Raw genomic sequence first — 19,794 nt, 5'->3', positions numbered from 1 at the left:
CTATTCGATCACCAGCCAGGTGGCCTTGATTTCGGTGTACTTGTCGAAGGCGTGCAGGGACTTGTCGCGGCCGTTGCCGGACTGCTTGAAGCCACCGAAGGGCGCGGTCATGTCACCGCCGTCGTAATGGTTGATCCACACGCTGCCGGCCCTGAGCGCCTTGGCCACTTTGTGGGCGGTGTTGATGTTCGAGGTCCATACCGCCGCTGCCAGACCATAGATGGAATCGTTGGCAATGGTTATGGCTTCTTTGGCGGTGGTAAAACCAATCACCGACAACACCGGCCCGAAGATTTCTTCTGATGCGATGCGCATTTTGTTCGTCACCCCAGCAAACACCGTAGGCTGAACAAAAAGGCCGCCGGTGTCTTCCATCACGCGGTTGCCGCCTTCCACGAGGGTTGCCCCCTCGGACTGGCCGATACTGATGTACTCGATGATGCGATCAAGCTGCGCCTGATCGACGATGGCGCCGCAGGTTGTTGCCGGGTCGAGGGGATGACCGGGGCGCCAGGTTTTCAGCGCTTCGCAGATCAGGCCGATGAACTCGGCACGAATGCTTTCTTCCACCAACAACCGGCTGCCGGCAGTGCACACTTCGCCCTGATTAAAGGCAATGGCGGTGGCCGCTTCTGCCGCAGCTTTTTTCAGATCCGGCGCATCCGCAAAGACGATGTTGGGGCTCTTGCCGCCGGCCTCCAGCCACACCCGTTTCATGTTGGACTGGCCGGCGTAGATCATCAGTTGCTTGGCAACGTTGGTGGAGCCGGTGAACACCAGGCAGTCCACATCCATATGCAGGGCCAGGGCCTTGCCGACGGTGTGGCCATAGCCGGGGAGCACGTTGAAGACCCCCGGGGGAATGCCGGCTTCCTCCGCCAGCGCCGCCAGGCGAATGGCAGTGAGTGGGGATTTCTCGGACGGCTTGAGGATCACCGAGTTTCCCGTGGCCAGGGCCGGAGCAATTTTCCAGGACGCCATGATCATCGGGAAGTTCCAGGGCACGATGGCGGCGACAACACCCATTGGCTCGCGGGAAATCATGCCGATCTGGTCGTGGGGCGTGGCGGCCAGTTCGCCGTAAACCTTGTCGATGGCTTCGGCGGTCCATCGGATGGCTCGCGCCGCTGCCGGTACATCCACGGCGCGGGCGTGGCCGATGGGTTTGCCCATATCGAGGGTTTCCAGCAGGGCCAGCTCGTCCCCATGGGCTTCGATCAGTTCAGCGAAACGAATAAGAACAGCCTTGCGTTTGGCTGGTGCCAAGTGGCTCCAGGTACCGCTCTCGAAAACCTTCCTGGCGGCGGTCACAGCAAGGTCGGCATCGGCCTGATCGCAACTGGCAACCCGGGTGAGCTCCCGCCCGTCCACCGGGCTGAGGCAGGAAAAGGTCTCGCCACCAAGCGCCCATTGGTAATGGCCGTTCACATAGGCACGGCTTTCAAAGGTGAGCTGGGTTGCAGCAGCCTGCCAGCCGGCCTGGTCAGTGGGTGTGGTGGAGCGTTCGGGGTGACTCATGGCGGGCTCTCAGGCAAGGGAATTGAGCAATCATAGCAGTACTTTTGGGGGCAATCGCGTCCTCTCATATAGGTAGAAGAACGTGTCTTCCCGAATGTGGTGCGCTGGCATAGACTGACCGCAGCAGCCACTGTGCCCGTTGCCTCCCGATCAGTTCGTCACCCTGCATGGCATCACATTATGATCCAGTACCCGCCTGTTCCTTCCTATTACGCAGCCTCGGCCAATCGGGCACCGCGGCGCCCTGCGTTGCTGGGGCCGTGCGAGGCGGATGTGTGCGTGGTGGGTGCCGGTTACACCGGTTTATCCACCGCACTCTTTCTGGCCGAGGCCGGGTTCCGGGTGGTGGTTCTGGAAGCGGCGACCGTAGGCTGGGGTGCTTCGGGCCGTAACGGGGGCCAGATCGTCAACAGCTTCAGCCGGGATCTGGACAGCATCGAACGTCAGACCGCCCCGGACCACCTGCGCCTGCTCGCGGAGATGGCCTTTGAGGGCAGCCAGATCATCAGGGAACGGGTGCGGGATTACCGTATCCGGTGCGACCTGAAGGAGGGCGGCATTTTCGCAGCCCTGAATCCCCGCCAGCTGAGACATCTGGAAGCCCAGCAGGCGCTGTGGCGCCGGTTCGGCTATGACAAGCTGGAACTGTTGGACCAGCAAGCCATCCGCGCCCGCGTCGGCACGGATCGTTACACAGGTGGCGCTATCGACCACACGGGCGGGCATATCCACCCGTTGAACCTGGCGTTGGGTGAAGCGGCGGCACTGGAATCCCGGGGTGGGGTTATCCACGAACACTCTGAAGTCATACAGATTCTTCCCGGCCACCCTGCCACAGTGAAAACCAGGGAGGGAGAGGTTGCGGCGCAGTTCGTTGTTCTGGCCGGCAACGCCTACCTGGGCGGACTGGTGCCGGAGCTGGGTGCCAAATCCATGCCCTGCGGCTCGCAGATCATCGCCACCGAGCCACTCGATGAGGCCACAGCAAAACGACTCTTGCCCGAAGACAACTGCGTGGAGGACTGCAACTACCTGCTGGATTACTTTCGCCTCTCCGGCGACAAACGCCTGATCTACGGCGGCGGCGTCGTCTACGGGGCCCGGGACCCGGCCAACATCGAACGGCTGATCCGCCCCAACATGCTGAAAACGTTCCCGGAGCTGGCCGGGATCAAAATTGACTATGCCTGGACCGGCAATTTCCTGCTCACCCTGTCACGCCTGCCACAGATGGGTCGGCTGCAGGACAATGTATTCTACTCCCAGGGCTGCTCCGGCCACGGCGTGACCTTTACCCATGTGGCGGGCAAGGCCTTGGCGCTCGCCATCCAGGGCCAGGCCGAAGACTTTGACGCCTTTGTCAGCCTGCCCCATTACCCGTTCCCGGGCGGGCGCCTGTTCCGGGTGCCGCTGACGGCGCTGGGGGCCTGGTATTACGGGTTGCGGGATCGGTTGGGGGTGTGAGCGTTAGCCGGGTTGGCGTTTAAAGGACACGTCAGGGATTTTCTATTCTGAAATCGTCTTTCAGTTCCCGCCAATGTGTTTCCAAGGTGCGTTTGTGGGCATCCGCCATAGGAAGGTCTTCAAGAGCTTTCGGCCACAGGGTGCGGGCTTTTTCCATGGTGTCATCCAGATGGGGCTTGATTGCCCGCCATGGCATCCCGGATTTTTCTGCCCAGGACTGGAAGTGGTTCATCGTTGTAGCGTACCACTGTTTGTTTTTGCCCAGGCTGAGAGCGAACTCACTCTCATTCTCGATGTAAACGCGTGTTGTGACGATATCGTAGGCTGGTGAAAGTCTGGGCGTAATCTGGTCAGGATAGATCAGGCTCCAGTTTTTCAGGTGGGCGTCCCCATTTGCGAGCAGGATATTCACTAACAACCGGCGGGCAAATTGTTGGGCGTCTGCCAGGCCCTCGCCGGAATAGCCGTAAACCACCCTGCCAATCTGCTCATAGTTTGCCGAGTTGTACTTTTCGTGGGGGTATTTCACCAGGATCTGTGCAAAGTCTTCCATGTGGATACGCCTACGCCCGTCCCGGTCAAACCGCTTGATTGCGAATGCCTGCCTCTCCGCCGGTAGATTAATGGGCGGAAGGTTATCGAGCTTGTCCAGGTCCACCAGCTTGATGTCCGGGATATCGATTCCGGCCAGGGATGCCAGGCTCATTGCCGTGTATTCGTTAAGAGGAACGTGCCTGTGCTTGGTGGAAGGCGTTTTGATAATCCAGTCGCCCAGTTCGTTACCCTTCGTCAGATTGTAGCGACCTTCCTTTTCCTTCATGGAAAATTTCATCTGCACGCCCGCCAGCGAGAACCTGTTTTCGAACTTGGGTTTCTCGAACTTCACAGCCTTGGCTTTGCCGTGGGTGGATAACACGCTGTCTGGAACATCGTCGGGTGCCATGGGAGTGGCGATCAATGCGCCCGGCAGGTCCTCCCCGAGATAGGAAAACAGGTGAAACTCGTTATCAACATGAACTTTCAAACTCTGTGCAATCAGTTCCCTGAGCGACCCTTCCGGTAAGAGATTGGACAGTGAGGGGTGAAGCCTTTGATTGCGGGCCCAGGATTCCGTGAGAAGCTTTTCAGAGTTTGGAAATTGGGGATGAGTGACCAGGCTGAAAGTCGGCCGCTCTGCGTCTCTTCGGAATTCATCCGCAAAGCTCAGAACATTGCGGCCGTTCTCGAAGCCGGCCAGGTAGCCAACCTTTCGCCCGTGAAACGTCAATTGAAGTACATTGACTTCCCCGTCTGTTGTGTCGCTCACTCTTTATCCTCCAGCAAACCTCGCCAGGGATCATCCGAGAGCGGCTTTTCCGGTTCGGAGGTGCCGCTATCGTGAGGGGACTGGTCGGTTGTTTTGCCTTCCAGGACAGCCATGACCGCTTCCAGTTTTTCCTGGGGGACTAGTACTAGTTCGCTTTTCAGCCCCAGGGCAATCAGTTCAAGCGTATCAAGCCTGGGGTTACCTCTGGACTCCAGACGCTGGTATTGCTGGCGGGACATGCCGACACGCATCATCATATCGTGCTGTTTCAGCCCCATGTTCAGCCTACGCTGTTTGATCTGGTTCAGTAGTGAAGTCATGTGGAAGCTTATAAGTTGCTTTTTTGAGCGATAGAAATATATTAGTTTCCTTTTTTCTTAATGGCAACTTATGTATTGCTAAAAATGGACAGCTCCCGGCCCTCTCGTTCTGGCCTGGGATCGTCGAAGGGACTCCACGGCTTCCTTCGCCCAATTCCCAGGCAAACAGTATGTGGCTCATAAATTGATGGGTCAGTTGAGGATTGTTTGTTCCTGCACCGGGTTTAGCTGAGAAACAGGGCGCTTGTCGGCAACGGTGTTTATGGCTGCCCGCAACTGTACTACCAACGCGTCCACCCTCCGCTCGGCCTTCTTAACAGAAGCCGACAATGCATCACCCCCTTCCTCCTGATTCTCGATGGCAATGCTGTGTACATTGGTGATGCCGATGAACTCAAGCACGGTGGTCAGGCCGGGCTCAAGGTGGTTCATGTGCGCCAGTGCGCCTCCTGGCTCGAAGCCGGCGCCACCGCGGGAAGAAAGAATAACCGCATGGCGTGGGCGGTCTGCGAGCATAGGGGTGAAGGGGTCTTCCGGAGTCGAAGGGTCATACTCCACGGTCCGGCCCATGCGAACTACCTGGTCAACCCAGGCCTTGAGGGCCGCCGGCATGCCGAAGTTATACAGCGGTGCACCAATGACGAGAATATCCGCTGCGACCAGCTCATCGATCAGCCGGTCACTTTCCGCCAGGGTGTCGTCCATCCAGGGCTCATGCTGGTCGGGTGAACTGAAGGCGGCCTGTATCCATGGTTGATTGATGAAAGAGGGGGGTGTGCCGCCGAGGTCGCGGTAGGTGACCGTATCTGCGGGGCGCAGGGACTGCCACCGGGAAACAAACCGGTGAGTCAGGCTGCGGCTATGGGAACCGTGCTCATGAGTGCCGGCACGGCCAGGGCGGGCGGAGGCGTCGAGTTGCAGGATATGAGTCATAGGATGCTCCATTTGGCTGTGAATTAAATTCATCTGTTGTTGACAGCAAATCAAGCCTAAATCCATACTCTGAGCGTCACAAACGATCATTTCTTGATCATATAGCTGAGTTGAATTCATCCATGAGTCCCCGTCGCCTGCCATCGCTGTCTGCTTTGCGAGCCTTCGAAGCCGCCGCCCGCCATGAGAGTGCCAAGCAGGCAGCCCAGGAGTTGTCCGTGACAGCCACGGCCATCAGTCACCAGATACGCGGGCTTGAGGAAGCGTTGGGGGTGGCTCTTTTTGTTCGCAAGCCCCGGCAACTGGTATTGACGCCCCAGGGGCAGGAGCTGAAGGAAGTGCTGGGGTCTGCCTTCGACAACATCGGCAAGGCCATCGAGCGCCTGAAGGCTGTACCCTCACGCCAGGCGGTCACCCTGTCGACAACGCCGGCCGTGGCTGTGCGATGGTTGCTATCCTGGGTGTGCATGTTGCGGGACACCCATCCGGATATTGATCTGCGTATCCACGCCTCTCACGAAGCGGTGGCTCTGGATGGTGTTACTGCAGATCTTGCCATTCGCTACGGCGATGGTTACTGGCCCGGCCTGGTCGCAGAGAAGCTGTTTGATAACACCTTTATACCGGCCTGCAGCCCTCATCTCGGGCTGGCAAGGGTTGAGGATCTGCCAGAGCACCCGCTGATTCACTTTCGGCCCCAGCAGGTGGCGGTAACCCCGGCGGATTGGGCCGGTTGGCAGAAGCAGGCGAAAATTCCAGGCCTGGATGTCAGTGCCGGGCTGGTGTTTTCAGACGAGACCCACGCCATTTCTGCTGCGGTGGGTGGTCAGGGCGTGGCGCTGATGAGCCGGCCACTGATTGAGGATGAGCTGGCCGAAGGGCGGCTGGTGCAGCCCTTCGGCCCGGAACTTGCGGGTAAACCCTTCTATCTGGTTTACCCGGAAAGCCGCCGGGATGACCCGACGATACTGGCTATCCGCGACTGGGTATTGAATGTACCGGGCGGTTTATGCCCGGTATCGTCAGCTGTCTGACCTTCAGGCCGTGGCAACGTTCATCTGCTCCGCCAGGGCGTCGTCCAGCTTATTGGCACGCTGGGCAGCGGGCCGGCTTTCCGTACGCTGGATGTAGTCCCGGAAGACTTCATTTTGCGGGATATTCTTCTGCATCGTTTCCCACCACAGATAGCTGCTGACCAGCACATCCGCCGCCGTGAACTGGTCGCCGCAGATATACGGCGTTTGGCCCAGTACCCTCTCAAGCGTATTGATGCTGTCTTCCACACGGCCACAGCCGACCGCCTGGGCGTTGCTGCTGTCGATTTTCCAGCCATAGGCCAGTGCGCTGGTGGCCATCTCGAAGGGGCCCGCCATGAAGAACAGCCAGCGATAGTAAGGGCCACGCTCGGGGGACTGCGGCGAGGGCGCCAGGCCCTTGTCCGGAAACTGGTCCGCCAGGTAGGCGCAGATGGCCGCCACCTCGGTCACAACCGTGTTGCCATGTTTGATGGCGGGCACCTTGCCCATGGGATTGATGGCGAGATATTCCGGGGTTTTCATATCCGGGCCGAATTCCATCGTCTCCACAGTGTAGGGGACGCCGATTTCTTCGAGCATCCAGCGCACAACGCGGCCGCGGGACATGGGGTGGGTGTAAAAGGTGATTTCTGACATATCGATCTCCATTTCCAGTCAGTGCTTCAGGTGTTTGTGGTACCGCATAAGCAGAATAATTTGTAAATAGGTGAGAAGCTGTCCTAAATGAGTTGGACAATACAACTTTTCATGCAAATAACCGGAAAAGGCTGCCCGGAGGAAGGTGATTATGTCTGGTCCCACCACCCGAGTACTTACCGTGCTGGAGTTATTGCAGACCCATGGCCAGATGGGTGGCGCAGAGCTGGCACAACGACTGGGCGTGGATCGGCGGACGATCCGCCGTTACATCACGGTGCTTGAAGAACTGGGCATCCCGGTGATGACTGAGCAGGGGCGTTATGGCGGTTACCGGTTGGTGGCGGGCTTCAAGCTGCCGCCGATGATGTTCACGGAAGAGGAAACCCTGGCGGTGTCCCTGGGGCTGCTGGCGGCCCGGCAGCTTGGCCTGGCGGATGCGGCGCCGGCCATCGCCAGTGTGCAGGCGAAGCTGGAACGGGTCATGCCCGCCAATCTGAAAAAACGGGTGCGGGGTGTCAGCGATACTACTCGCGTTATCCTGCCCCGAGGTGAGCCCAGCCTGGACGATCGCGCCCTGCAAACGTTAACGACCGCCACGGAAGCTTCACGAACCGTGGGGTTTACCTACCACTCGCCCGAGCATGGAGGGATGGCTCGTGAGGTTGATCCCTATGGAGTCGTGTTTCGACAGGGGCGCTGGTACCTCACCGGGTTCTGCCATCTGCGGGGAGCCATGCGCTCGTTCAGGCTGGACCGCATCAGCGGCGTTCACCTGTTGCCAGGCACCTTCCCGCGGCCGCCGGACTTTGATGCGGCGAAATTCCTGAGCGAGAGTTTTCTCTCCTGGGGCCGGACCCATGAAGTGTCGCTGTTATTGCACACGGACCGTGAGTCCGCGGCCACCCTGTTTGATATGCATTCCTCCTGTGCGGAAGAGTTGGAGCAGTGTGACGAAGGGCTGCTACTTAACACCCGAACGGATAGCTTCGAGTGGTTCGCGTGGTGGCTGGCGCAGCTCCCGTTCCGGTTTACCATCCTCAAGCCAGAGGGCCTCAAGGATGCCTTGCGGGAGCACGCTACGCGGTTGCTGAGCTGTTGTGAGTGATCCCCTGTCAGCCCACAAACATCTTCTTTGCCAATGGCAGCCCTTTAAAGCCACTGACTGCAACCGTAGCCAGTAAGCCACCGATCATTGCCCCTGCAACGCCGCAGGTCATTACATCCTGGCCGGTCAGGTAGAGGCCGGGAATGCGGGTTTTGGGTTTCAGCCAGTCCTGTTCGAAGCGGCTCGGGGTATGGTTCAGGCCGTAGATCTCCCCCTTGCTGTACCGGCAGAAGTAGTCAGTGGACAGGGGCGTGGACAGCTCGTAGTAGTCCACCTTGCCCTCCAGGTGGGGAAACTTTTCGTACAGCTTGGCCAGCAGTCGCTGGGCATAGGCTTCCTTCTTCGCTTCGTACTCTTCTCCGCGTTTCCCCCAGGTTTCCGTCGACCAGTCTTTGTACCAGTCATAGGGCCCGGGGGCGACGATCTCGATGGTGGCTCGGCCGGGGTAGCGCTCGGCAAAACTTGGATCTTTTGCGGAGGGGAAGGAAATATACGTCAGCGGAATGTCTGTCTCATCCGGCGCGGCCATAAAGTCGCTCACCTGCTTCTCATAGTCGGCGCCCGGATAGATCCAGTAGTTGGTTTTGGGCAACCCCAGGTTCTCGGCGGTGTCCTGCAGGCCGATATAGAGGCAGTTGCTGGCCATGGAACGTTCCACGGTTTGGAGCTTCTGCTGATAATAGTCGCGATGTGGTGCAAACTCCGGCAGCAGCTTGTCGAAGGTGTTGAACACGCCGGCATTGCTGATCACCAGCGGGGCGCGAACGTCTGCACCGTCGGCCATGCGAACACCGACGGCTTTGCCTTTCTCGATCAGGATTTCCTTCACATCGGCGTAGGTAAACACCTCGCCCCCGCTGTGCTGGATGACCGGTATGATCGTCCTGGCCATTTCCGAGGCACCGCCGATGGGGTAGTAGCCGCCGTAGAGATAGTGGCGGGCAATCAGGGCGTGGATGATAAAGCTGGATTCCGCTGGCGGCAGCCCGTTGTCGCCCCATTGGCCAGTGAGCACGGCAATCAGTTCCTGATTACTGGTCAGGCCTTCCAATACCTCACGGGTGGGCCGGTTCAGGAAGGAAGGCGCGGTGCGGTTAACCAGTTTGCGCAGTGGGCCAGCGGCCAGGTCAGGCAGCACCTTGCCGATCACCAGCCCGGGCATGGCCTTTGCCACCTGCTTCAGGTAACCAAGATAGGTGTCGATGGCGGCTTCCTCACCGGGGAAGGCTTTTTTCAGCTCTGCTTTGAAATTGTCCGGCCCGGCGACCAGGTCCACATGGTGGTCGCCAATGAAGATGCGGTCAAAATGGCTGTCCATGGGCGCCCACTTCAGCTGGCCGTCGGTGATGTGGTCAAAGAGGCGCTTGGTCAGGGTATGGTCTGCGCCGACATCGCCGATGTAGTGAACACCCACATCCCATTCGTAACCATTACGGTCGTAGCTGTGGGTAAACCCGCCAGCGGTGTAATGCTGCTCGAACACCACCACTTTCTTGCCCAGTTTACTCATGCAGGCGGCGGTGGTCAGCCCCCCGATGCCGGAGCCGATAACAATAGCATCGTAGGGGCCGTTCAGGCGCTTGGCGCGGTAACGATGGCCGATACGGATGGTGCTGGGCTTGGGGCTGCTCATGATGAGGTGTCCTTGTGTTGTTGTTCGTTGTTCGCAAGAGAGCCATCCAGCAAAAGGGTAACGACGCCTTCCGCTAGATGGGGTTCAGCTTTGGCACTGGGTAGGTGGCCATCAATGGTCAGTTGCGCAAGCCCGTGTACCATTGACCAGGCGGCGGCAGTCATCAGTGAAAGTGGAATGGGCTTCACGTAACCGACCTGTTGGGCTCTCGCAATGGTGTCTTCCAGCACCTGGAACGCATTTTTGCCGGCCATGTCCAGGCGAGGATGAACGCCCCTGGGCAACACTCGCCCTCCGAACATCAGTCGGTAAAGGTTGGGTTCCTCCTGTGCAAAGGATACGTACACCAGGCCGATATCTACCAACGCCAGCCTCGGGCTGGACTGGTCCACTGCCAATAGGCGCTCCCGCAGGGATTCAAAGCCGGTAACAGCCACTTCTGCCAGCAGGCTTTCCCTGTCGATAAAGTGCCGGTACAGCGCCGGGGCGCTGACCCCGATCTGCTTGGCCAGAGCGCGCAGGCTGATGGCTGAGTCCCCGTGTTCCCGCAGGGTTTCCAGGGCTAACTGATGCGCTTGCTGTGGCAGATCGCCATGGTGGTAGGTGGTTTTAAGAGGCGTCGACTTTCCGGGCATAAGTTATCACCAGTAACATTGTTACTGGTGATAACATCACGGTGCAGGGTCGTTGTCAAATGAAATCTTCAGGGGGGTTATTTGGCCGTAACCGTAGCCATTACCAGCTTGCCATCTTTGCGGATGGGGCCATCCTCCTTGGCGCCCAGGGTGTACTCGAAGGTACCGGTTTTCATGCCCCCGTCTTCGCTGTGGAGCATGAGCATCAGCATGTCACCGGAGGCGACCTCTTCGGTGAGTATCGCTGCGACATCCATGTTCTTGCCTTTTTTAAGAGGGGCATAGCCAACCACCGGGCCCGGCTTCATGGCCTCATCGGTGCGGTGCACCACCAGCCAGCCATTATTCTCGGCCATCACTTTTTTAGCGGTCACAGTACCCTCAGCGACTGATTGATCGTCGCCCCATACGCCCACTTTGGAATGGTCGCCCGCCAGGGCAACTCCGGAGGTCAGAGTGGTGGAAACCAGGGTAGCGGTCAGAAATGCCATGATCTTTGCGTGCTTGCTCATTGCCTTCTCCTTGCAGTTTGTTTTTCCCATCCATTTGGTTAGTTATCGGATGGGCTACCAGCGAATACGGGCGCTGCGATCACAAAGTTGCAGGTACGGGCAAATATTTTCAGAAGCCTCAGCTCTGGAGGTCTTTTTTGATCTCTTCAAATTCCTCCCGCGTTATCTCTCCCCGCGCATAGCGTTTCTTGAGTATTTCCATGGCGGATTCGGGCTCTTTTAGGTGGTGGGAGCCCTTGTCAAACTCGCTCGACCACGGAGGCCTCGGCCCGCCACGCCCGAACACAAAGTAAATCAGGATGACGAGCACAATGAGCATCACTATCGGCATGACGACGGGAAATATCCACCAACCGCCCCAGACAAAATGTTCCGGTCCCATATCTTTCCCCTTTTTTGATGGCGCTACGCAGCTCAGTCCCGCAGTCCCTGCAGGGGAATTACCCGGCGTTTTGCGAGGCTGACGGGCGGTTCAAACACCTCCGGGTAGTGTTTTTCTATCAGGTTACCAATGAGCCCGGAACGGCTTGCTTCCGGCATCAGTTTGTTCAGGGTACGATGCAGCTCGCCTTCGTTGGGTGACACGTAGAGCACGTGGTCCTTTTTATATACCAGAACAAGGTTTTGCTCCACATCCAGGTTGGGATGATCTTGCCATTCCTTGGCCATTTCCTGGGCGCCCCTGGGGAGGTAGTCTATTCCCCGGTTGCCAATAGCGACCATGTCGTAAAGTCGCCGCCAGTCAGCTGGCACCCCATACACCGGTAGGTTATTGACCAGCCAGATCCGGTAATCACGCCATGCGCTCCCCATGCCCCCCATAAGACCCAGGGCGCGGAAATCCTCGACGCTCTCTACCTGGTCATAGCGATGTTGTTGTCCCCTGGTAATGAAGAGTACGCGCTGGTTCATCAGGTTGTCGGTCATCGCCACTCTTACCGGCATGAAGCGACGGCTGCGCTGGGGCGTCTCGCCCAACATCATGGCAGTGATCTGGCCATCGGCCAACATCCATTCCATACGGCTGGTAGGCGCATTCGATACCTTTATGATTTCAACTTCGTATCCGTCAGCTTCCAGCACCTGGGTCAGAAGGTCCGACAGGTAATTGAAATCATTCAGGCTGCCAAGCCTGAGCGTCACGCGCTGGGCGGCCATGGCAGGCATGGCCATGATGCAGGCGGCGATTACTGCGAGCGTAGTGCACCAAAGGTAATGGTGAATGGATGTGTTTTTTGGGGACTTCAAAGGGTACCTGGACTACCGTTGCGCAAGGCGATAGAACAATCCTAGTAGACGGCGTGCCTGGCGGCAACCTGATTCGCGTGCAATCATTACTGCCTGGCTTTGCGCCAGCGCACCGGGGGCAACCCGGTCCAACGCCTGAAGGCACGATAGAAAGTGCTTACTTCCGCAAAACCCAGTGACTCTGCGATCTCGGGCAGGGATGCACTGGTCTCAGCCACGGCCTGCAAGGCTCGCTCCCTGCGTATATCGTCCACCAGGCTGTCGAAAGTCTGCCCCTGTTCCCGGAGCCGTCGCGCCAGTGTGCGCTCACTGATGCCTAACGCTTCCGCCGCCTCTGCACGGCGAGGCAAAACAGGGCCCAGCCGGGCAGCCAGCCACCGACGTATTTCCGGAACGGAGGCACTGTTCATGGAAAGGGCGGCCAGGCGGGCCTTTGTATAGCGCGTGTGCACCTGTGCCAGTTGGGGGTCTGCCTGGGGCAGGGGCTGATCGAGAACGGCGTTATCCACCAGTACCCCGCTGAAGGCCTGCTCGAATTCCACCTGGCAATGGAAGGCGGCCTGGTACCCCTCTAACGGACCCAGCCGGGGCTGGCTGAACTGAACTTTCGAGGGCCGCATCCGGGTTCCCGTTACCCAGCTCGCGAAGCCGACGACCGCGGCCAGGACCGCTTCAATCTGGTGAGGGCTGAACGCCAGCGTTCCCTGCCGGGGATGGTAAACCAGCCATGTGGCTGATTCGCCAGCGAGCACCTGGAACCGGCCGCCATCGGAAATCAGGCGCTGGAACCGTTGGACCATCACCACCGCCTCGCGAAGGGTTGCCGCAGATTGAAGGGCAAACCCCACTCCACTGATACTCATGGGGGTGAATTCCGCCCCCACTTTCAGGCCAAAGCCGGGGTCGCCGGTGCAACGCTCTGCTGCATGCCATAACCGCGTAATGTCATCGATGGGCCAGCGCTCATGTTCCTGCGCGTCAGCAGGGATGCCGGCGGTGGCCAGCAGAGTGTCGGCGTGGACCGACAGCCGTTGCGCCGCAGCAATGACGGTATTCACCCAGCCAAGGGAAACGGTGGCCTCTAATGTCAATTTGTCTGGCCTCTGAAGTCAATCTGTGAGTCATGGTACCGGTATATCTTGGAGCCTGACAACAGAGCTTTATCAACTCGGGTGGGCGCTATGGCCAAGGTGATTGCTTCGGACATTCTGGTGGTTGGCGGAGGGTTGGCCGGTATTGTCACGGCCCTTGAAGCCCTGCGAGCCGGGAAAAGTGTGACCCTGGCGGACCGCGATACCGCTGAGCGCATGGGCGGCCTGGCGCTGTGGGCCTTTGGCGGCATGATGCTGGTGGGCACCCCCCTGCAAGCACGCATGAAAATTGCGGATTCCCCGGAGATTGCCCTGGGTGACTGGCTCGGCTTTGGTGAGCTGGCCCCTGACGACGAGTGGGCACTAAGCTGGGCCCGCTACTACGTGGAAAACTCCCGCACGGAGGTTTATGACTGGCTGAGTGACCAGGGCATTAAATTCCTGCCGGCGGTCAACTGGGTAGAGCGGGGCCGCTTTGGCGATGGTAACCGTGTGCCCCGCTATCACGTGATCTGGGGTACTGCCCGGGAGCTGGTTCGTTGCCTGCTCGAGGCGCTGCATCGTGAAAACAGCGCCGGCAAGCTAACTGTTCTGCACCAGCACCGGATTGTGGCGCTGGACCACGAAGGCGGCAAGCTCTGCGGTGCCCTGGCAATCAATGAGGCAAACCGCGAAGAAGTTCGGTTTAAGGCATCGGCGGTTGTGCTTGCCACCGGCGGCCTCAACGGCAGCCATGACGAATGCCGTGCCAACTGGCCCACCGATCGCCCCCGGCCTGCCAGCATGCTCAACGGCGCACACCCTTATGCGGATGGCCATATGCACCACTGGGTTGCTGAGCGTCTGGGCGGCCAGATCAACCACGCCGGGGAGATGTGGAATTACGCCGCCGGTTTCCCGCATCCGTACCCGCACTTTCCCGGCCATGGGCTTTCCACCATTCCCTGCAAGTCCGCCCTGTGGCTGAACCACCGGGGCGAACGCATCGGGCCGGAGCCGCTGGTGACCGGGTTTGATACTCACTGGCTGTGCCAGCGTGTTGCCGAGCAGGAAAAACCCTGGACCTGGCACCTGCTCAACTGGCGTATCGCCGCGAAGGAATTTGCCATTTCCGGTGCCGAGCACAATGCCCGCATCAGGGACAAACAGTTCCCTCTGTTTGTGAAAGAGTTGTTGCTCGGTAACCACCCGCTTGTTCGGCAGATGCAGCGTGAAAGCCGCGACTTCCTGGTGGCAGACAGCCTGGGTGAGCTGGCCGGAAAAATGAACGCCCTGACCTGTTCCCATGACGTCGAGGCCGCCACACTCCAGGCCACCGCGGATGCCTTCGACGCCAACTTCACCGCCGGTACCCAGCTTCACAACGATCCCCAGATCCGTTTAATCCAGCACGCCCGGGAATGGAAACCCGACCGCCTGCGCACCTGCAAACCGGCACCGCTGCAGAAGCCCGGCGCCGGGCCCTACATTGCCATTCGCATGCAGCTGATCACGCGCAAAAGCCTGGGTGGTCTGCAAACGGATCTGCAAAGCCGGGTGCTCGACGCCGGGGGTGTTCCCGTGGAGGGCCTATACTGCGTGGGAGAGGCTGCCGGCTTTGGCGGCGGTGGCGCCAACGGCAAACGCTCGCTTGAAGGCACCTTCCTGCCCGGCTGCATCATGACCGCCCGGGCAGCGGTGCGATCCATTGTTGCAGGAGGCTGACGCCCATGAACCCGAAGTTTGGTTACCCGGCCAGCGCCGAAGACTATCGTGAAAAAGCCCGCGCCCGCTTGCCCGGGTTCCTGTTCGATTACCTCGACGGCGGCGCGACCAACGAGCAAACCCTCCGTGCCAACGAAGCCGACTGGGCCACCATACACCTGCGCCAGCGGGTTCTGGTGAACGTTGATCAAGTGGATACCGCTGCCACCCTGGCGGGGCAGGCCTGTTCCATGCCGGTGGTGCTGGCGCCCCTGGGGCTGGCGGGCATGATGGCGCAGCGCGGTGAAGTACAGGCGGTCCGTGCCGCCAACGCGGCTGGTATTCCCTTCACCCTGTCCACCGTTGGCATTTGCCCGGTGGAAGAGGTACAGGCTGCCGCCACCGAGGCCGCCTGGTTCCAGCTCTACATGATTCGTGACCGTGACCGGGTCAAAGCCCTGCTGGAAAAAGCCTGGAACGCCGGTTGCCGCACACTGGTGTTTACCGTTGACTTGCCACTGCCGGGTATGCGCCATCGGGACTTCCGCAATGGCCTTGCCAGTACCGGCCCCCGTTCCAAACTATTGAAGATCCAGCAACTACTCTCGCGCCCCAACTGGTTGTGGAATGTCGCCGTGCGCGGTGGCCCCCTCAGCTTTGGCAACCTCAGTGATGCCGTACCGGATGCCAGTAACCTCGACGCTTTCAAAGAGTGGATTGATGCTCAGTTTGACCCCACGGTCACCTGGGCAGACATTGAATGGATACGGGAGCACTGGCAGGGCAAGTTGCTGCTGAAAGGCATCCTGGACGTAGAAGACGCCCGCCAGGCCGTGAAGGTAGGGGCAGATGCCATCGTGGTATCCAACCACGGCGGCCGCCAACTGGACGGTGTTGCCTCGGGCGCTGGCAAGCTGCCCGATATCGTCGCTGCCGTCGGTTCACAGACAGAAATCCTTGTGGATGGCGGCGTTCGCAGTGGCACGGATGTGTTTCGTGCCCTGGCACTGGGTGCCCGCGGCGTGATGATCGGCCGCCCCTGGGCGTACGCACTGGCCGGCGGCGGTGAAGCCGGGCTGACCAGACTGCTGGCAAGCTGGCAGCAGGAATTGCGGCTGGCCATGACCCTGACCGGTGTCACCCGAATTGCCGAAATTGGCACCGACCAACTCGACAGACCCCATAAACCTGAATTCCAGAAGGCTGGAGAATAACAATGACAAACGGCGCACAAGCTCTGATGAAAACACTGGTGGATGCCGGTGTAGAAGTCTGCTTCAGCAACCCCGGTACCAGTGAAATGCACTTTGTGGCAGCCCTGGACGACGAGCCCGGAATGCGTGCCGTGCTCGCGCTTTTCGAAGGCGTGGCCACCGGCGCCGCGGATGGCTATGCCCGCATGGCCGACAAGCCCGCTGCCACGCTGCTACACCTGGGCTGTGGACTGGGCAACGGGCTGGCGAACCTGCACAACGCCCGTAAAGGCAAGGTTCCTGTTGTGAACATCGTCGGCGATCATGCCACCTACCACGTGAAATACGATGCCCAGTTGCAGTCGGATATCGAAACCGTGGCCCGCAACGTATCCCCGGGGTTTGTTCGCACGGCCAGGAGCACAGAAACGCTGTGCCAGGACGCCGCCGAGGCCATCGCTGCGGCACGCACCGCACCTGGTCAGGTAGCCACCCTGATTCTGCCAGCGGACGTTTCCTGGGGGGAGGGCGGAGTGCCCAGTGCACCACTGGCGCCCCCCGAACCGGCACTTGCCGATGATGCCACCGTTGAAGCCATCGCCGCCGCCATCCGCTCCGGCAAGAAAACGGCCCTGCTGATGGGCGGGCATTCGTTACGGGAACCCAGCCTGCTGGCGGCGGCGAAGCTTGCCGCTCACAGCGGGGTCATACTGATGGCAGAAACCTTCCCGACCCGCATGGAGCGGGGCGCCGGCCTGCCACCGGTTGAGCGCCTGGCGTATCTGGCAGAACTGGCCACCGTGCAACTGACGGATATTGAACACCTGATCCTGGTCGACGCCAAGGCACCGGTTTCCTTCTTCGCCTATCCGGGCAAGCAAAGCTACCTGGTGCCGGATACCTGCGAGGTCCACACCCTCGTAGCGCCAGATCAGGACATCACCGGTAGTCTGAACAAGCTCAACGAAGCCCTCGGCGCCAGCCAGGCCGAACCCAGGCTGCAGCCAGCCAAAAGACCCGACAGGCCACGAGGAAAACTCACTGCCGAAAAGGTCTGCAAAGCGGTGGGCCACCTGATGCCGGACAACGCCATTATTGTGGACGAAGGCATTACCTCCAGTCTTATGCTCTCAGTCATGACTGAAGGGGCACCAAGGCACGACCTTATCACCCTTACTGGTGGTGCCATCGGCCAGGGTCTGCCCAACGCAGTGGGCGCTGCCGTTGCCTGCCCTGACCGGCCGGTACTGGCGCTGATCGGTGACGGCACCGCCATGTACACCATTCAGTCCCTGTGGACCATGGCCCGTGAGCAGCTCAACGTCACCACTGTTATCTTCAATAACGCCTCTTATTCGGTGCTGAGTATCGAGCTGGACCGGGTGGGGGCCGAACAGGCCGGCAGCAAGGCCAAAGCGCAACTCGACCTGCGCGGCCCGGTGCTTAATTTCGCCGAAATGGCCCAGGGTATGGGCGTGCACGGGGTGAGAGTCGATACCGCCGAAGATATGGCAAAAGCCATGGAATATGCCCTCAGCATGCCGGGGCCACACCTGATCGAAGTGATGATTCCGGAGTCACTGAGCGGCGTTAAACGCCGGATACTTCCGTGGATGCTGCGTGCTCTGCCAAGCCTGCCGCTGTCAGTTACCCGGGCGTTGAAACGCAAACTGGCGCCGTAATAGCGCCGTTCGAGAAGTGGTCGCCTATGCCGACATCATTCCGGCCAGATGGGCGGCCACTCCCCGTTGCGCACCGCAAACCGCTCGATCGGCTCACTCTGGTACCCGCTGTTGTACCGCGCTCTCACGCTCGCATGTACCCAGGTCTTGATCTCGGTCAGAGGGGGTATCTCCCGCACCAGCTTTCCGAGCAAACGGTATTTACCCCTGTACTCGTCGTGCTGCTCGGCGGTGGCATGGGTAGCGGTGGGCAGAGTGTTTTTAAATATCAGATGTTGTTTTTCTGCTTCTTTCGCCATCCACAGCAGGGGGATATCGGCCAGAATCTGGCCGTTCTTGTCCGGCCCATAGCCGCCACCTACATCGGAATGGGCGCCGGCGAACCACACTTGCTCGATATCGGTCCCGGCGCGGGGTTCCCAGAGGGTAGGTTCAAAGTCTTCCCGATGTTCATCCAGAGCCAGGGCGTGTCGTGCCGTCCTGATGTTGCTGCCGATTTCACGGTCGTAAAACAGGTCCTGGTCCTTGATCAGGCCGAAGAAGGTAAAAGGCAGGCCCAGGGCACCGACGGTGTCCCAAACACCCACGAACTCGATCGGAGTGCGTTCTTCAACGGAGAACTGCTGCTTCCACTTCATGGCGTGATCGCTGTTGGCCTTGTGCTTCTTGGTCTTGTAAAGCCTGAACGCGTTCTGGATCAGGTAAGCATTTTCCTTTCGCAGAATACTGCAGTTGTTGATCATGCCGCAGAGGCTGCGGGCGGTGTAGGCCCCCCGGCTGAAGCCGAACAGGAAAATATGGTCGCCGGGTTCGTAGTTGTGCACCAGGAAGCGGTAGCCGTCCATCACGTTCTTTTCGAGACCGTGGCCGGTAGCGCCGGCGAGGATCTCATCGTGATAGGAGCCAATGCCCCAGTCGTAGAAAACCACCTGTTCCACGCCGTTACTGTCTGATGGGCGAATGGCGCGAGCGAATTGCAGAACGTTGGTGGGAAAGTCCTCGCCAATGTTTACTTCGGGTCGGTTCCAGGTGCCGTCAAAGCAGATCGCGATGCGTTTCATGGCGTTGACCTTCCGTTATTGAGCCCTCCTTACTACTATAGCCAATCCCACGGTTTGCGTATGAAACACCACCCCCGCCCCCAACACACCTCATCCTCTGCGCGCTGACTCGATGGCGGCTATGTCGATTTTTCCCATGGTCATCATGGCCTCGAATGCGCGCCTGGCGGCGGCAGGGTCAGGATCAGTAACCGCTTCTGTCAACGCCACCGGTGTGATCTGCCACGACAGGCCCCATTTGTCCCGGCACCAGCCGCAGGCGCTCTCTTCGCCGTCATTGCCGACAATCGCGTGCCAGTAGCGATCAGTTTCCTCCTGATCAACCGTGGCAACCTGGAATGAAAACGCCTCGGTATGCCTGAAGGCGGCGCCACCATTGAGGCCGAGGCAGGGGATGCCCAGTACCGTAAACTCCACAGTCAGCACATCGCCTTTTTTCCCGGCGGGGTAGTCACCCGGAGCGTGATGGACAGCATCAACGGACGAATCCGGGAACGTCTCGGCATAAAATCGCGCTGCCTCTTCTGCGTCGCCGTTGTACCAGAGACAAATGGTATTTTTTGGGTGTTTGCTCATCTCGTTTCCCTCTTGTTGGTGTTCAACCATCTGCTAGTCGTCCGGGACAGCTGATAATCGACAGCGTGCTCTGTATCAGGTTGAAATCGACATTAGCGACTATCCTTATACAACAACGTTTTGCACCAACAACACAATCCTGAACCCGGTTCTTTCAT

19 protein-coding genes are annotated in these 19,794 nt (G+C 59.4%); 6 read left to right on the top strand and 13 right to left on the bottom strand.

The genetic code is table 11. From position 1 onward, the window contains the following. Positions 1-1,518 (bottom strand): aldehyde dehydrogenase, encoded by a 1,518-nt coding sequence (locus tag FO268_RS19560; RefSeq protein WP_150994946.1) that lies wholly within the window; start codon positions 1,516-1,518, stop codon positions 1-3. A gap of 180 nt (positions 1,519-1,698) precedes the next feature. Here FO268_RS19560 and FO268_RS19555 point away from each other — a divergent pair, with 180 nt between their 5' ends. Then, positions 1,699-2,982 carry an NAD(P)/FAD-dependent oxidoreductase gene (locus tag FO268_RS19555; protein WP_150994945.1) on the top strand — a complete coding sequence of 428 codons (1,284 nt, stop codon included), beginning with the start codon at positions 1,699-1,701 and terminating at the stop codon, positions 2,980-2,982. Positions 2,983-3,013: 31 nt separating this feature from the next. Here the strand turns inward: FO268_RS19555 and FO268_RS19550 are convergent, their stop codons facing one another. From FO268_RS19550 to FO268_RS19540, 3 genes are all read right to left on the bottom strand, one after another. Next, positions 3,014-4,288, bottom strand: a complete 1,275-nt coding sequence (locus FO268_RS19550; protein ID WP_150994944.1) for a type II toxin-antitoxin system HipA family toxin — start codon at positions 4,286-4,288, stop codon at positions 3,014-3,016. Then, entirely contained in the window at positions 4,285-4,608 is a 324-nt protein-coding gene (locus tag FO268_RS19545) for a helix-turn-helix transcriptional regulator (protein WP_150994943.1), read from the bottom strand. Before FO268_RS19545 ends, FO268_RS19550 begins: the two co-directional genes overlap by 4 nt. 192 nt (positions 4,609-4,800) lie before the next feature. Continuing rightward, positions 4,801-5,541 (bottom strand): FMN-dependent NADH-azoreductase, encoded by a 741-nt coding sequence (locus tag FO268_RS19540; RefSeq protein ID WP_150994942.1) that lies wholly within the window; start codon positions 5,539-5,541, stop codon positions 4,801-4,803. 122 nt (positions 5,542-5,663) lie between these two features. Here FO268_RS19540 and FO268_RS19535 point away from each other — a divergent pair, with 122 nt between their 5' ends. Then, entirely contained in the window at positions 5,664-6,575 is a 912-nt protein-coding gene (locus tag FO268_RS19535) for a LysR substrate-binding domain-containing protein (protein WP_150994941.1), read from the top strand. 3 nt (positions 6,576-6,578) lie between these two features. On the opposite strand, the gene FO268_RS19530 is transcribed toward FO268_RS19535, so the two are convergent. Next, complete coding sequence (locus FO268_RS19530; protein ID WP_150994940.1) at positions 6,579-7,214, bottom strand: glutathione S-transferase family protein; 636 nt, start codon at positions 7,212-7,214, stop codon at positions 6,579-6,581. A 151-nt stretch (positions 7,215-7,365) separates the two neighbouring features. On the opposite strand from FO268_RS19530, the gene FO268_RS19525 reads away from it, so the two are divergent. Continuing rightward, positions 7,366-8,322 carry a helix-turn-helix transcriptional regulator gene (locus FO268_RS19525; RefSeq protein WP_150994939.1) on the top strand — a complete coding sequence of 319 codons (957 nt, stop codon included), beginning with the start codon at positions 7,366-7,368 and terminating at the stop codon, positions 8,320-8,322. Between the two features lie 7 nt (positions 8,323-8,329). Here the strand turns inward: FO268_RS19525 and FO268_RS19520 are convergent, their stop codons facing one another. The 6 genes from FO268_RS19520 to FO268_RS19495 form a co-directional block, all read right to left on the bottom strand. Then, positions 8,330-9,955, bottom strand: a complete 1,626-nt coding sequence (locus FO268_RS19520) for a phytoene desaturase family protein (protein WP_150994938.1) — start codon at positions 9,953-9,955, stop codon at positions 8,330-8,332. Continuing rightward, positions 9,952-10,590 (bottom strand): TetR/AcrR family transcriptional regulator, encoded by a 639-nt coding sequence (locus FO268_RS19515; RefSeq protein WP_150994937.1) that lies wholly within the window; start codon positions 10,588-10,590, stop codon positions 9,952-9,954. The genes FO268_RS19520 and FO268_RS19515 overlap by 4 nt, the downstream gene beginning before the upstream one ends. Before the next feature lie 77 nt (positions 10,591-10,667). Beyond that, positions 10,668-11,102, bottom strand: coding sequence for a DUF7282 domain-containing protein (locus tag FO268_RS19510; RefSeq protein WP_150994936.1), 435 nt, complete (start codon positions 11,100-11,102; stop codon positions 10,668-10,670). 118 nt (positions 11,103-11,220) lie between these two features. Further along, complete coding sequence (locus tag FO268_RS19505; RefSeq protein WP_202336707.1) at positions 11,221-11,484, bottom strand: SHOCT domain-containing protein; 264 nt, start codon at positions 11,482-11,484, stop codon at positions 11,221-11,223. A 32-nt stretch (positions 11,485-11,516) separates the two neighbouring features. Further along, a complete protein-coding gene (locus FO268_RS19500) occupies positions 11,517-12,350 on the bottom strand; it encodes a hypothetical protein (RefSeq protein WP_150994935.1) in 834 nt (277 codons plus the stop codon). 86 nt (positions 12,351-12,436) lie between these two features. Then, complete coding sequence (locus FO268_RS19495) at positions 12,437-13,441, bottom strand: AraC family transcriptional regulator (RefSeq protein WP_150994934.1); 1,005 nt, start codon at positions 13,439-13,441, stop codon at positions 12,437-12,439. A 90-nt stretch (positions 13,442-13,531) separates the two neighbouring features. Here FO268_RS19495 and FO268_RS19490 point away from each other — a divergent pair, with 90 nt between their 5' ends. The 3 genes from FO268_RS19490 to FO268_RS19480 are packed head-to-tail and all read left to right on the top strand — an operon-like array spanning position 13,532 to position 17,999. Further along, positions 13,532-15,145, top strand: coding sequence for an FAD-binding protein (locus FO268_RS19490; protein ID WP_150994933.1), 1,614 nt, complete (start codon positions 13,532-13,534; stop codon positions 15,143-15,145). Between the two features lie 5 nt (positions 15,146-15,150). Then, on the top strand, positions 15,151-16,338 hold the full coding sequence (locus FO268_RS19485; RefSeq protein ID WP_150994932.1) for an L-lactate dehydrogenase: 1,188 nt from the start codon (positions 15,151-15,153) through the stop codon (positions 16,336-16,338). Between the two features lie 2 nt (positions 16,339-16,340). After that, positions 16,341-17,999: an acetolactate synthase large subunit gene (locus FO268_RS19480; RefSeq protein ID WP_150994931.1), complete on the top strand. Its 1,659-nt coding sequence runs from the start codon at positions 16,341-16,343 to the stop codon at positions 17,997-17,999. A gap of 35 nt (positions 18,000-18,034) precedes the next feature. Here FO268_RS19480 and FO268_RS19475 read toward each other — a convergent pair whose 3' ends face one another. After that, positions 18,035-19,060 (bottom strand): DUF2235 domain-containing protein, encoded by a 1,026-nt coding sequence (locus tag FO268_RS19475; protein WP_150994930.1) that lies wholly within the window; start codon positions 19,058-19,060, stop codon positions 18,035-18,037. 90 nt (positions 19,061-19,150) lie between these two features. Continuing rightward, a complete protein-coding gene (locus FO268_RS19470) occupies positions 19,151-19,636 on the bottom strand; it encodes a VOC family protein (protein WP_150994929.1) in 486 nt (161 codons plus the stop codon). Positions 19,637-19,794: the final 158 nt, after the last annotated feature.

The sequence above is a fragment of the Marinobacter denitrificans genome, from assembly GCF_008795955.1.
Taxonomy (GTDB): domain Bacteria; phylum Pseudomonadota; class Gammaproteobacteria; order Pseudomonadales; family Oleiphilaceae; genus Marinobacter; species Marinobacter denitrificans.
This window is presented reverse-complemented; position numbering and strand designations above follow the sequence as displayed.

Excerpts from the sequence above, each read along its gene's own strand:
- FO268_RS19525 (WP_150994939.1), top strand. The coding sequence starts at position 7,366 with ATGTCTGGTCCCACCACCCGAGTACTTACCGTGCTGGAGTTATTGCAG.
- FO268_RS19555 (WP_150994945.1), top strand. The coding sequence starts at position 1,699 with ATGATCCAGTACCCGCCTGTTCCTTCCTATTACGCAGCCTCGGCCAAT.
- FO268_RS19485 (WP_150994932.1), top strand. The coding sequence starts at position 15,151 with ATGAACCCGAAGTTTGGTTACCCGGCCAGCGCCGAAGACTATCGTGAA.
- FO268_RS19510 (WP_150994936.1), bottom strand. The coding sequence starts at position 11,102 with ATGAGCAAGCACGCAAAGATCATGGCATTTCTGACCGCTACCCTGGTT.
- FO268_RS19470 (WP_150994929.1), bottom strand. The coding sequence starts at position 19,636 with ATGAGCAAACACCCAAAAAATACCATTTGTCTCTGGTACAACGGCGAC.
- FO268_RS19520 (WP_150994938.1), bottom strand. The coding sequence starts at position 9,955 with ATGAGCAGCCCCAAGCCCAGCACCATCCGTATCGGCCATCGTTACCGC.
- FO268_RS19530 (WP_150994940.1), bottom strand. The coding sequence starts at position 7,214 with ATGTCAGAAATCACCTTTTACACCCACCCCATGTCCCGCGGCCGCGTT.
- FO268_RS19535 (WP_150994941.1), top strand. The coding sequence starts at position 5,664 with ATGAGTCCCCGTCGCCTGCCATCGCTGTCTGCTTTGCGAGCCTTCGAA.
- FO268_RS19540 (WP_150994942.1), bottom strand. The coding sequence starts at position 5,541 with ATGACTCATATCCTGCAACTCGACGCCTCCGCCCGCCCTGGCCGTGCC.
- FO268_RS19505 (WP_202336707.1), bottom strand. The coding sequence starts at position 11,484 with ATGGGACCGGAACATTTTGTCTGGGGCGGTTGGTGGATATTTCCCGTC.
- FO268_RS19475 (WP_150994930.1), bottom strand. The coding sequence starts at position 19,060 with ATGAAACGCATCGCGATCTGCTTTGACGGCACCTGGAACCGACCCGAA.
- FO268_RS19515 (WP_150994937.1), bottom strand. The coding sequence starts at position 10,590 with ATGCCCGGAAAGTCGACGCCTCTTAAAACCACCTACCACCATGGCGAT.
- FO268_RS19560 (WP_150994946.1), bottom strand. The coding sequence starts at position 1,518 with ATGAGTCACCCCGAACGCTCCACCACACCCACTGACCAGGCCGGCTGG.
- FO268_RS19490 (WP_150994933.1), top strand. The coding sequence starts at position 13,532 with ATGGCCAAGGTGATTGCTTCGGACATTCTGGTGGTTGGCGGAGGGTTG.
- FO268_RS19480 (WP_150994931.1), top strand. The coding sequence starts at position 16,341 with ATGACAAACGGCGCACAAGCTCTGATGAAAACACTGGTGGATGCCGGT.
- FO268_RS19545 (WP_150994943.1), bottom strand. The coding sequence starts at position 4,608 with ATGACTTCACTACTGAACCAGATCAAACAGCGTAGGCTGAACATGGGG.